The organism is Micromonospora sp. NPDC049049 (assembly GCF_040649115.1).
Taxonomy (GTDB): domain Bacteria; phylum Actinomycetota; class Actinomycetes; order Mycobacteriales; family Micromonosporaceae; genus Micromonospora.
Map to the genome: position 1 here is coordinate 272,728 of NZ_JBEZEX010000002.1, position 11,955 is coordinate 284,682.

Genomic DNA, 11,955 nt, shown 5'->3' on the forward strand with positions numbered 1-11,955 from the left:
GTCGGACACCGGGGTAAGGGGAAGCCTCCGCTGGCGTCCGCAGGCCGCCCCGGCGGTAGTGGTTAGATGCCCACGAGAGTTTACGGCTCTGGCGAGGAGGACCGATGGAGCTGTCACTGGCGACCCGCACCGTGGGCGAGCACACGGTGCTCGAGGTCGGTGGTGAGGTGGACGTCTACACCGCGCCCCGGCTCCGTGAGCGACTCCTCGAACTGATCGACGGTGGCGCCCGTCACGTGGTGGTGGACCTCGGTCGGGTGGACTTCCTCGACTCGACCGGGCTGGGCGTGCTGGTCGGCGCGCTCAAGCGGCTCCGCTCGGCCAGCGGTTCGTTCGCGCTGGTCTGCGACAAGGAGCCGCTGCTCAAGATCTTCCGGATCACCGCGCTGGACCAGGTGTTTCCGCTGCACCCGACGGTCGACGCGGCGGTCAGCGCCGACTCGGCGGGCGCCGACGCGTGATGGCGACAGTCAAGCTCTCCTTTTCGCCCGCTCCGGTGCACGTGCGCACCGCCCGCCTGGTCGGCGTCGCCGTTGCCCGGCGGGCCGGGGTGCGGGAGGACCTGCTGGACGAGGTGCGCCTGGCCATCGGTGAGGCGTGCACCCGCGCGGTGGCCCTGCACCGGCAGTACGGCCTGGCCGACCCGGTGCTGGTCGAGATGTCCGACGGTGGCTCGTACGCCGTGCGGGTGGTGGACCGGGCGCCGATCGAGGCGGGTATCGGTCTGACCGCGCTGCCGCCGGACGAGCTGGCCAACGAGTCGCTGACCGATGAGGCGCTCACCACCGGCGTCGGCTTCGCGCTGCTCGCCGGTTTCGTCGAGGACCTCCAGGTGCGCCCGGTCGACGAGGGCATCGGCACCGAGGTGCGGATGGTGTGGCCGGTCGGCCGCTGACCAGTTCCGCTGCGTAGGCCGCGTCCCCTGCTGGGGATGCGGCCTTCTTTGCATGGATCGGGCCCTATATCAGATTTCGTTTCATAACACAGCGACGAAGATCATCGCGACACGGTGCCACCTGGGTGTGACCTCCAACACTGTGGAGGGCTACAGTACCCGGGTTGTCAGCAAGTGACCTATCCCGCAGCCAGCGGGTATGGGTGTTCATCGCTGGTCCGCTGGTGGGTTGGCGCGCGCTTGCGAGTCCGCATCCAGGCGTCGGTCAGTGCGTCTCCACTCACCGGCGCGATTGTTCGGTAACAGGAGGACACAGATGTCCGAGACCTTGGCCGCCGACGGCGGCGGGCTTTCCCTTACCGGAAGCAATGTCACCTACGTCGTCATCGCCGCGGTTGTCGCGCTGGTGGCACTTGGTTTCGCTGCCGCCCTGACGAAAACGGTGCTGGCCGCTGGTAAGGGCACCGAGAAAATGCAGGAGATCTCGGGGGCCGTCCAGGAGGGCGCCTCGGCCTACCTGCTCCGACAGTTCCGCACCCTGGCGATCTTCGTGGTCATCGCCGTCGTGCTGCTCTTCCTGCTTCCGGTGCACGACACCGACGGCAGTGAGCTCGCGGTGAAGCTCGGCCGGTCACTCTTCTTCGTGGTGGGCGCCCTGTTCAGCGCGTTCATCGGTGGTGCCGGCATGTGGCTGGCCACCAGAGCCAACCTGCGGGTGGCCGCCGCCGCGAGGGAGCGGGCAGGCGGCCGCGAGGCGGCCATGAAGATCGCGTTCCGGACCGGCGGTGTCGTCGGCTTCTTCACCGTCGGCCTCGGCCTCTTCGGTGCCGCGCTCGTCGTTCTGATCTACCGGGGTGACGCGCCGACAGTGCTGGAGGGCTTCGGCTTCGGCGCCGCCCTGCTCGCGATGTTCATGCGGGTCGGTGGCGGCATCTTCACCAAGGCCGCCGACGTCGGCGCCGACCTGGTCGGCAAGGTCGAGCAGGGCATTCCCGAGGACGACCCGCGCAACGCCGCCACCATCGCCGACAACGTGGGCGACAACGTCGGTGACTGCGCCGGCATGGCCGCCGACCTGTTCGAGTCGTACGCGGTCACGCTGGTGGCCGCGCTGATCCTCGGCCGCGCCGCGTTCGGCGAGGAGGGCCTGGTCTTCCCGCTGATCATCTCCACCATCGGCGTGCTGATCGCGATCGTCGGCGTCTTCATCACCCGGCTGCGTGCGACCGACCGCAACGCCCTGACCGCGATCAACCGGGCCTTCTACCTGTCGGCTGTGCTCTCCGCGGTGCTGGTGGCTGTTGCCGCCTTCGCGTACCTGCCGGCGACGTTCGGCGAGTTCGACAGCGGGCTCACCGACGCGCCTGGCAACCCCCGGCTGGTCGCCATCGGCGCGGTCGTGATCGGCATCGTGCTGGCCGCCGCGATCCAGGCGCTGACCGGCTACTTCACCGAGACCAACAGGCGACCGGTGCAGGACATCGGCAAGAGCTCGCAGACCGGTGCCGCAACCGTCATCCTGGCCGGCATCAGCATCGGTCTGGAGTCGGCGGTCTACTCGGCGCTCCTGATCGGCGCAGGCGTCTTCGGGGCGTTCCTCCTCGGCGGCAGCTCCATCACGCTGTCGCTGTTCGCGGTGGCGCTGGCCGGCACCGGCCTGCTCACCACTGTCGGCGTCATCGTCGCGATGGACACCTTCGGGCCGATCTCCGACAACGCCCAGGGCATCGCCGAGATGTCCGGTGACCTCGACGAGCACGGCGCTCGCACGCTCACCGAACTGGACGCCGTCGGCAACACCACCAAGGCGATCACCAAGGGCATCGCGATCGCCACGGCGGTCCTCGCGGCGACCGCGCTGTTCGGCTCCTACACCGACTCGCTCCGCAGCGCGTACGAGGACGCTGGCGTGGGCGACGTCGGTACGGAGATCCTCAACTCGCTGAACGTGGCGAACCCGCGCAACCTGGTCGGCCTGATCATCGGCGCGGCGGTGGTCTTCCTCTTCTCCGGGTTGGCCATCAACGCGGTGTCCCGCTCGGCCGGTGCCGTGGTGATGGAGGTCCGCCGGCAGTTCCGTGAGCTGCCCGGCATCATGGACGGCACCCAGCGCCCGGAGTACGGCAAGGTCGTCGACATCTGCACCCGGGACGCGCAGCGCGAGCTGATGACCCCCGGCCTGCTCGCCATCCTGGCGCCGATCGCTGTCGGCTTCGGCCTCGGGCCCGGCGCGCTCGCGGCGTACCTGGCCGGTGCGATCGGTGCCGGCACCCTGATGGCGGTGTTCCTGTCCAACTCCGGTGGGGCCTGGGACAACGCCAAGAAGCTGGTCGAGGACGGCGCGTACGGGGGCAAGGGCTCCGAGGCGCACTCCGCCACTGTCATCGGCGACACCGTCGGCGACCCGTTCAAGGACACCGCCGGCCCGGCGATCAACCCGCTGATCAAGGTGATGAACCTGGTCTCGCTGCTGATCGCGCCCGCCGTGGTGGCCTGGAGCGTCGGCGACGACCGCAACGTCGGCCTGCGGGTCGGCATCGCGCTGGTCGCGACGCTGATCATCGTGGCGTCGGTGGTGTTCAGCAAGCGCAAGGGCATCGCGATGTCCGACTCGGACGCCGACGGCAACACCGGCGCGGGCAGCACCGACCACCGCCCGGAGACGGTCAACGCCTGACCCAGGAACGGCCCGGGGTCCCCGGTCGACGTGGCTTGTCGACCGGGGACCCCGGCCGTCCGGCCCGATGCCACACCTGGCCAAAGGCCGTACGCTGCAACGCATGCGTACGTGCCGGGCGTCTGCCGCCGGAAAGCTCACGGTGGTCCTGGCCACGATCGTCGTTCTGGCCGGCTGCGGCGGCGGCCCCAGCCCACGGGCCTGGGCGGCCTCGGTCTGTGGCGCCCTCACCCCGTGGCGCTCCGAGATCAACAAGTTGACCAGCAGCACCGACGAGCAGATGACCGCGCAGACCACGCCGGCGCAGGCCAAGGAGAACCTGGTGCGGCTCTTCGACGGGGCGGAGCAGGCCAGCGAGGCCGCGCGCAGCAAGGTCGAGAAGGCGGGCATCCCGGAGGCGGAGAACGGCGAGGCCATCTCCGCGGGTTTCCGCAGCTCCCTGGGGAAGATGCGGGACGCGTACGGCCGTGCCCGGGACACCATCGACGGCCTGGGCACCGGCGAGCCGACGGCCTTCTACGACGGCGTGCGGGCCGCCGTGGAGACCCTCAACAAGGAGTACGACGCCGGCGCGCTGGACACCAGCAAGCTCAACTCCGAGGAGTTGAAACAGGCATTCGACGAGGTGCCGGAGTGTCGCTGAGCGGGCTCGGTGACACCGGGAAGGCACAGCCGCCTCCGGCGCTGTTCCCCGCGCCCGAGTCCGACACGCCCACTCCCGGGCGACGCCGTGGCGGCGCGCCGCAGGACCGCTCGTCGCCGGACGGCCTGGTTCGGAGCGGCCCGCCCCAGACGGACGACGCGGGCCGGCAACTTGTCTTCTTCGGCGCGGATGCGGCCGAACCGACAGTCGCCGACCTGGCCGGGCTGCTCGCCGGGCCGGCCGAGGTGGTCCGGATGGGCGGCACCGCCCGGCTCTCGGTGCAGGTGGACGCCGCCTGGCGGGTGCACGTGCTCGTCGCCGAGCTGGCGTCGCGTGGGCTGGCGGCGAGCTGGGAGCCGACCGAGGGCGCGCGACACGCCGTTCGTACGTCGTACACCCGGATCTTGAAGCCGCTGGCGGCCGCCTGGCTGCACGGTACGACGAAGCGTCCGCCGGCCGCGTTCCACCTGACCGGTCGGCGGTTGCGGCTGTGGCTCGCCGCCGCCGGGACGCCGGAGCCTCCGGACTGCTTCCTGTTGCGCCTGGGCGTCGACGACCAGGAGTGTTGGGAGCCGATCGGCGTGGCGCTCGCCTCGGCGGGGCTGGCCGGGGCGCTGCTCGGCCCGGGTGAGGGCGGCCCGGCGTACCGGATCACCGGCCGCCGCCGGTTGGCGCGGCTCGCCGAGCTGGTCGGCGGGCCGCCGCCCGCCACACCACCCGAAGCCTGGCCAACCTGATCCGCCCCTCATCGCGTCGATCATGGAGTTGTGGTGGGGGACGTATTGCTCCTCCGGGGCCAAAACGCCCACCACAAGTCCATGATCGACGCGGTTGGGCGGCGGCTTGAGACGGTGCGGCCGGCTGTCTGGTGCCGGACAGACGGCGGGTCGATCCAAGCGGAAAACGGGCGGGTCGTGGGCCCGCCATCGTCACAGTGACCCGCTTCGAGCCCTACCCACGGTGTACGGTGGCGCCGTCCGGCAGTGCCGAGCGCGGCGGAGTGGCGTCGACAGCCGCGTCGAAGCGGTTTGCGGCCCGCGAAACCCGAAACGCGGGCGGCGCGTTACGTTGGACATCCGGACCGCCGGTGCGACGGCGGGGTCGAAAGCGGTCGCTGTCCGGGCGCCGGCGGGCCACGAGCAGGAGTGAGGTCGGGGAGAGACGTGCCGAGCAACGCTGGAACCACCCGTCTGGTCATCGTCGAGTCACCGGCGAAGGCCAAGACGATCTCGGGCTACCTCGGCCCGGGGTACGTCGTGGAGGCCAGCTTCGGTCACGTCCGCGACCTGCCCCGCAACGCCGCCGACGTGCCGGCCAAGCACAAGAAGGAGCCCTGGGCCCGGCTCGGGGTGGACGTCGACAACGGCTTCCAGGCGCTCTACGTCGTCTCCGCCGACCGTAAGCAGCAGATCAGCAAGCTGGTGAAGCTGGCGAAGGAAGTCGACGAGATCTTCCTGGCGACGGATGAGGACCGTGAGGGCGAGGCGATCGCCTGGCACCTGGTCGAGACGCTCAAGCCCAAGGTCCCGGTCAAGCGGATGGTCTTCCACGAGATCACCAAGCCGGCGATCCAGGCGGCGGTGGCCAACCCCCGGGAGATCGACCGCGATCTGGTGGACGCCCAGGAGGCGCGCCGGATTCTCGACCGCCTGTACGGCTACGAGGTCTCCCCGGTGCTGTGGAAGAAGGTCATGCCGCGGCTCTCGGCAGGCCGGGTGCAGTCCGTGGCGACCCGCATCGTGGTCGAGCGGGAGCGGCAGCGGATGGCCTTCCGCACCGCCGAATACTGGGACATCCTGGCCAGCCTCGCGGTGGCCGACGCCGGTGAGGGCCCGCGTGCGTTCAACGCCACCCTGATCGCTCTCAACGGCGACCGGATCGCCACCGGTAAGGACTTCGAGCCGACCACCGGTCGCGTGCGGGCCGGCGCCGGCGTCGTGCATCTCGACGAGAGTGGCGCCCGGGGTCTCGCGGCCCGGCTGGAGGGGCGGCCGTTCACCGTCACCCGGGTGGAGGAGAAGCCCTACCGCCGTCGCCCGTACGCGCCGTTCATCACCTCGACCCTCCAGCAGGAGGCGGCCCGCAAGCTGCGCCTGTCCTCGCAGCAGACGATGCGCACCGCGCAGCGCCTGTACGAGAACGGCTACATCACCTATATGCGTACCGACTCGGTCAACCTGTCGGAGACCGCCATCTCGGCGGCCCGCCGACAGATCGTCGAGCTGTACGGCGAGCGCAGCGTTCCGCCGGAGCCGCGCCGCTACACCGGCAAGGTGAAGAACGCGCAGGAGGCGCACGAGGCGATCCGCCCGGCGGGGGACAACTTCCGTACCCCGGGCGAGGTGGCCAAGGAGCTGTCCGCCGAGGAGTTCAAGCTCTACGAGCTGATCTGGCGGCGCACCATCGCCTCGCAGATGACCGACGCGGTCGGCTCCAGCGTGTCGGTGCGCATCCGGGCGGTCTCCACCTCGCAGGAGGAAGCCGACTTCGGCGCGACCGGCAAGACCATCACCGACCCGGGCTTCCTGCGCGCCTACGTCGAGTCGAGCGACGACGAGAACGCCGAGGCCGAGGACGCCGAGCGTCGGCTGCCCACCCTGGTCAAGGACCAGCGGCTGACCGCCGACGAGCTGGCCGCGCAGGGCCACCACACCCAGCCGCCGTCGCGCTACACCGAAGCGTCGCTGGTCAAGGCCCTGGAAGAGCTGGGCATCGGCCGCCCGTCCACCTACGCGTCGATCATGCAGACGATCCAGGACCGGGGGTACGTCACCAAGCGCGGCCAGGCGATGATCCCGACCTTCCTGGCCTTCGCGGTGATCGGGCTGATGGAGCGGCACTACCCCCGCTTGATCGACTACGACTTCACCGCCACCATGGAGAACGAGCTGGACGAGATCGCCGGCGGTGACCACGCGGCGGTCGACTTCCTCACGGCGTTCTACTTCGGCAGCGCCAACGGTGCCGGCGACCAGGACATCGCTCGTTCCGGCGGGCTCAAGAAGCTGGTCACCGAGAACCTCAACGACATCGACGCCCGCAGCGTCAACTCCATCCCGCTCTTCACCGACGACGACGGCCGCGAGGTCGTCGTGCGGGTCGGCCGCTACGGGCCGTACCTGCAACGGGAGTTGCCCGGCGGCGAGCAGCCGGCACCGGCTGCGGCTTCCGGTGAGGGCGAGGAGGGCGGCACCCAGGGTGACCGGGCGCCGATCCCCGAGGGCCTGGCCCCGGACGAGCTGACCCCGGAGAAGGTGCACGAGCTGTTCCTGGGCGGCAGCGGCGAGCGCAAGCTCGGCGACGACCCCGGCACCGGCGAGCCGATCGTGCTCAAGTCCGGCCGGTTCGGCCCGTACGTGTCCAGCGGCGAGCGCAAGTCGTCGCTGCTGCGTACGCAGACCCCGGACTCGCTGACTCTGGAGGAGGCGCTCAAGCTGCTCAGCCTTCCCCGGCTGATCGGTGTCGCGCCGGACGGCGTCGAGATCTTCGCGAACAACGGTCGCTACGGCCCGTACGTCAAGCGGGGCGAGGAGTTCCGTTCGCTGGAGTCCGAGGACCAGATGTTCACCGTCGGTCTGGACGAGGCGCTGGCTCTGCTGGCCGCCCCGAAGGCCCGTGGACGGCGAGCTGCGGCGCCGCCGCTGCGCGAGATGGGCGTGGACCCGGCGACCGAGAAGCCGATGGTGATCAAGGACGGCCGGTTCGGTCCGTACGTGACCGACGGGGAGTTCAACGCGTCGCTGCGGCGCGGGCAGACGCCGGAGGCGCTGACCATCGAGGAAGCGTCCGAGATGCTGGCCGAGAAGCGGGCCAAGGGTCCGGCGCCGCGGAAGAAGGCGGCGGCGAAGAAGGCGCCCGCGAAGAAGGCGACGGCCACCAAGAAGACGGCCGCCGCCAGCAAGTCCACGGCCGCGAAGAAGACCACCACTGCCAAGGCGACGGCGGCGAAGAAGGCTCCGGCGAAGAAGGCCGCCCCGCGCAAGGCCGCCTCCAACACCGACTGACCACGCCTCGGGTCACCTGATCGTCACGCGTCGGTCCGACGCGAGCCGTCAGACCCCGAGGACATGCGTCAGGTGGGGGTTGGTGAAGACGCGGTGGGGGTCGAGCCGGTCGCGGACGGCCTGGAAGTCCGCGAAGCGGGGGTACGCGGCGGCCAGCGAGGCGGCGTCGCGGTAGTGCAACTTGCCCCAGTGCGGGCGACCGCCCAGCCCGGCGGCCACCTGCTCGAAGGCCCGGAAGTACGGCTCGTACGGCATGCCGACGTACTGGTGCACGGCGATGTAGGCGTTGTCCCGGCCGTAGCCGTGCGACAGCCAGATGTCGTCGGCGGCGGTGAATCGCACCTCCACCGGAAAGAGCACCTTGAACGGCAGGCCGTCCACGATCCGCTGGAGCGCGGCGAGCGCCTCGGGCAACGCCTCCCGGGGCAGGCCGTACTCCATCTCCACGAAGCGGACCCGGCGCGACGTGCAGAAGACCCGGTCGGAGCGTCCGGTGTACTGCCGTTCGGTGAGGGCGCGGGCGGACACCGCGCTGATCCCCGGGGCCAGCGCGGGCACGGCCCGGCCGAGTCGGCAGGCGCCGGCGAAGACCCGGTTGGACAGGAAGTCGTCGTCCACCCAGCCGCGCCAGCGGGACAGCGGCCGGTCGTTGGCGGGTACCCGGTCGTTGGCCTTGACCTGGACCCGGGACGTGTACGGGAACCAGTAGAACTCGACGTGGTCGTGTCGGCCGATCAGCTCGGGTAGTTCGCCGAGCACGTCGGCCAGTTCGGCCGGTCGTTCGTGGGCGCGCAGGACGAAGGCGTCCACGCAACGCAGGGTCACCTCGACCAGGACGCCGAGCGCGCCGAGCGACACCCGGGCGGCGGCGAGGACGTCGGGATGCTCGTCGGCGGTGCAGCGCAGCACCTCGCCGGTGCCGGTGACCAGTGTGATCGCCTCGACGAAGGTGGAGAGGCATCCGTAGCCGGCTCCGGTGCCATGGGTGCCGGTGGAGATCGCCCCGGCGACGGTCTGCGCGTCGATGTCGCCGAGGTTGGGCAGCGCGAGGCCGTGCCGGGCGAGCAGACCGTTGAGCGTGTGCAGGGTCATGCCCGCCGGCACGGTGACCAGTCGGTGTGCGACGTCCACGCTGACGGTGGTGTCCAGGTCGGACAGGTCCATCCGGCGGTCGTCGGCGAGCGCGACGGCGGTGAACGAGTGGCCGCTGCCCGCCACCCGGATCCGACCGCCGTCGTCGGCGGCAGATCTGACGGCTTCTACGACGTCGGTCGGCGAGCCGGGGCGCAGGATCGCGCTGGCGCTGCCACGCTGGTTCCCGGCCCAGTTGGACCATCCAGCCCCGAGCGGTGCGGTGCGGACCATGCGCGCTCCTCATTCATGAATATGAACTGACTTCATATCAGGAACGTTCTAGCTGGTAAATACCGCAATTGCGATCCGCTCGTTGTACCGGTAGTCACGGACTCGTGACGTGGAGATATGTTCATCCGTCGAAGGGGGGTGGCGCAGAGTGTCCACACCAGCCGCCACGACCGGGCCGCTGCGCCGCGTACCGGTGCAAGGTCGAAGTGTCGCGCGGGTACAGCGCATGTTGGATGCCTGCGCCGAACTCGTCGACGAGGTGGGGTACGAAGGGCTGACCACCACCCTGCTCGCCGAGCGGGCCGAGGTGGCGATCGGGTCGGTCTACCAGTTCTTTCCGGACAAGCGAGCCATCGTGCAGGCGTTGACCCTGCGGACCATGGAGTCCTACCTCCAGCGCCTCGACGAGCGGTTCGCCTCCGACGAGATGACCCACTGGTGGGACGGCGTCGACGCGGGCATCGACGAGTACATCACGATGCACCGCACCGTCCCCGGCTTCCGTACCCTGCACTTCGGCGACGTGGTCGACCTGCACCTGCTCGACGAGCAGCGGGACAACAACGGCGTGATCGCCGACCAGTTGGCCCGGGTGCTCACCGAGCGTTTCGGGCTCACCGACGTGCCCAAGCTGCGCTTCGTGCTGGAGATCGCCGTCGAGGCGGCGGACGCGCTGATCAAGCTCGCGTTCCGTCGGAAGTCCGACGGTGACGAGCGGGTGCTGCTGGAGGCGAAGGCGTTGATCCGGGAGTACCTGCACCGCCAGGTCGACGGCCCGGACAACGGCAGGTCCGCAGTCGGCAAGCAGGCCGAGGCGCCCCAACCCGCCTGAGTCGGCGTGGGGCGCCGGCCCCGGCCGGCGGTGGGGGCGGTTGCCCGATCTCAGAGGAAGGCCTGCCCCTCACCCCGGTAGGTGGGGACGGTCGCCACGACCGTGTCGCCCTCGATCAGGTGCAGCTCGTTGACCCGTTCACACAGCTCACCCGCCTTGGCGTGCCGGAACCACACCCGGTCGCCGACGCGCAGCCCGGCTGCCGCCGCTCCGGACAGCGGAGTCTGCACCTCGCCGGCGCCCTCGGTGCCGACCAGCTTCAGCCCTGCCGGTAGCCACGGCCGGGGCAGTCGACTGTCGGCGGCCGGGCCGGAGGCGATCCAGCCGCCGCCGAGCACCGTCGCCAGCTCCGGCGTCGGTCGGCGGACCACAGCGCAGGCGAAGAACGCCGCCGGGGTGGGCCGCCAGGCGCGGTACGCGTCGAACAGCGTCGGCCCGTACAGGCCCGATCCCGCGGTGATCTCGGTTACCGCGGGATCGGCGCTGGTCGCGGCCATGCTGCCGGTGCCGCCGCCGTTGACGAATTCCAGGTCGGCGTGCTCGCGTACTGCGGCGACCGCCGCGCCACGGCGGGCCAGCAACTCGCGGTACGACCCGCGCTGGGCCAGCCTGATCGCGCCCGCCAGCAGCGTTTTGCCCGGCGGCGCGTCACCCAGGCCGGCGATCTGCGCCTCGTACGACATCAGCCCGACCAGCCGGAAGCCGGGCCGACGGGCGACGGCTGCGGCGAGCGCGCCGGCAGCCCGGGCGCTGTGCACCGGTGAGCGGCGGACGCCGACGTGCACCCCGCGTACTGGTCGCCAGGAGGCGTCCAGATCCAGGCAGAGCCGTAGCTGGGCGCGCTGCCCCGGGGCCTTGATGGCGTCGATGAGGTCGAGTTGGCCGGCGCTGTCGATCATCAGGGTGATCGCGGCGGCGAGTGTCTGGTCGGCGCCCAGCTCGGCGAGGGCGGCCCGGTCGGCGCTCGGGTACGCGACCAGCACGTCGTCGCTGACGCCGGCGCGGACCAACCAGATCGCCTCGGGCAGTGTGAAGGCCATCACGCCCTGCCAGTCGGGCCGGGCGAGGGCTCGACTGATCAATTCCCGGCTGCGGACCGACTTGCTGGCAATCCGGACCGGTTTTCCCGCTGCGCGGTCGGCCAGGGCGGCCGAATTGGCGTCGAAGGCGGTGAGGTCGACCACCGCGTACGGGGGGTCGAGGTGGGCAGTCGCCCGATCCAGGCGCTCGCGAAGTTTGTCGCTTTCGATGGCCACGTGTGCACGCTAACTGTCTGACGGAAAATGCGAAATACCCTCGCGTACGTCCGGGCTGCGGTCGGTAGCTCCGGCGGCCTAGGCTCAGCGAGCAGGAGAATGTCGCCCGGGGGGTGGCCCCCACCGGGTCTAGAGTGTTGCACCGGAGGTGCCCAGCGATGGGCCGGCACGTGGAGGTACGGCCATCGAAAGCCAGAACAGCGGCGAGTCGCCCGGCGTGTCGCGCTCGGGTGACCAGTCGGGCAACGCCGCCAACCAGTCCAGTTCCGGTCAGGTCGATCCG

General features: G+C 70.6%; 9 protein-coding genes. 7 read left to right on the top strand and 2 right to left on the bottom strand.

The annotated features are described in order from the left end of the window. Positions 1-104 precede the first annotated feature (104 nt). The 6 genes from AB0B68_RS03660 (at position 105) to topA (ending at position 8,219) form a co-directional block, all read left to right on the top strand. A complete protein-coding gene (locus tag AB0B68_RS03660; RefSeq protein ID WP_355004901.1) occupies positions 105-461 on the top strand; it encodes an STAS domain-containing protein in 357 nt (118 codons plus the stop codon). After that, positions 458-895: an ATP-binding protein gene (locus AB0B68_RS03665; protein ID WP_030334228.1), complete on the top strand. Its 438-nt coding sequence runs from the start codon at positions 458-460 to the stop codon at positions 893-895. Before AB0B68_RS03660 ends, AB0B68_RS03665 begins: the two co-directional genes overlap by 4 nt. A 316-nt stretch (positions 896-1,211) precedes the next feature. Beyond that, positions 1,212-3,572, top strand: coding sequence for a sodium-translocating pyrophosphatase (locus AB0B68_RS03670; RefSeq protein WP_357198396.1), 2,361 nt, complete (start codon positions 1,212-1,214; stop codon positions 3,570-3,572). A 103-nt stretch (positions 3,573-3,675) separates the two neighbouring features. After that, positions 3,676-4,215: a hypothetical protein gene (locus AB0B68_RS03675; protein ID WP_357198393.1), complete on the top strand. Its 540-nt coding sequence runs from the start codon at positions 3,676-3,678 to the stop codon at positions 4,213-4,215. Between the two features lie 125 nt (positions 4,216-4,340). Next, positions 4,341-4,952 (top strand): hypothetical protein, encoded by a 612-nt coding sequence (locus AB0B68_RS03680; RefSeq protein ID WP_357198408.1) that lies wholly within the window; start codon positions 4,341-4,343, stop codon positions 4,950-4,952. Positions 4,953-5,378: 426 nt separating this feature from the next. After that, positions 5,379-8,219 carry a type I DNA topoisomerase gene (gene topA / locus AB0B68_RS03685; RefSeq protein ID WP_357198390.1) on the top strand — a complete coding sequence of 947 codons (2,841 nt, stop codon included), beginning with the start codon at positions 5,379-5,381 and terminating at the stop codon, positions 8,217-8,219. A 48-nt stretch (positions 8,220-8,267) separates the two neighbouring features. Here the strand turns inward: topA and AB0B68_RS03690 are convergent, their stop codons facing one another. Then, positions 8,268-9,584: a D-arabinono-1,4-lactone oxidase gene (locus AB0B68_RS03690; RefSeq protein WP_357198387.1), complete on the bottom strand. Its 1,317-nt coding sequence runs from the start codon at positions 9,582-9,584 to the stop codon at positions 8,268-8,270. Positions 9,585-9,810: 226 nt separating this feature from the next. Here AB0B68_RS03690 and AB0B68_RS03695 point away from each other — a divergent pair, with 226 nt between their 5' ends. Continuing rightward, a complete protein-coding gene (locus AB0B68_RS03695) occupies positions 9,811-10,416 on the top strand; it encodes a TetR family transcriptional regulator (protein WP_355004910.1) in 606 nt (201 codons plus the stop codon). 50 nt (positions 10,417-10,466) lie between these two features. Here AB0B68_RS03695 and AB0B68_RS03700 read toward each other — a convergent pair whose 3' ends face one another. After that, positions 10,467-11,672: an amino acid deaminase/aldolase gene (locus tag AB0B68_RS03700; RefSeq protein ID WP_357198384.1), complete on the bottom strand. Its 1,206-nt coding sequence runs from the start codon at positions 11,670-11,672 to the stop codon at positions 10,467-10,469. Positions 11,673-11,955: the final 283 nt, after the last annotated feature.

Coding starts and splice junctions, on each gene's coding strand:
- AB0B68_RS03695 (WP_355004910.1), top strand. CDS start 9,811: ATGTTGGATGCCTGCGCCGAACTCGTCGACGAGGTGGGGTACGAAGGG.
- AB0B68_RS03690 (WP_357198387.1), bottom strand. CDS start 9,584: ATGGTCCGCACCGCACCGCTCGGGGCTGGATGGTCCAACTGGGCCGGG.
- AB0B68_RS03670 (WP_357198396.1), top strand. CDS start 1,212: ATGTCCGAGACCTTGGCCGCCGACGGCGGCGGGCTTTCCCTTACCGGA.
- AB0B68_RS03675 (WP_357198393.1), top strand. CDS start 3,676: ATGCGTACGTGCCGGGCGTCTGCCGCCGGAAAGCTCACGGTGGTCCTG.
- AB0B68_RS03660 (WP_355004901.1), top strand. CDS start 105: ATGGAGCTGTCACTGGCGACCCGCACCGTGGGCGAGCACACGGTGCTC.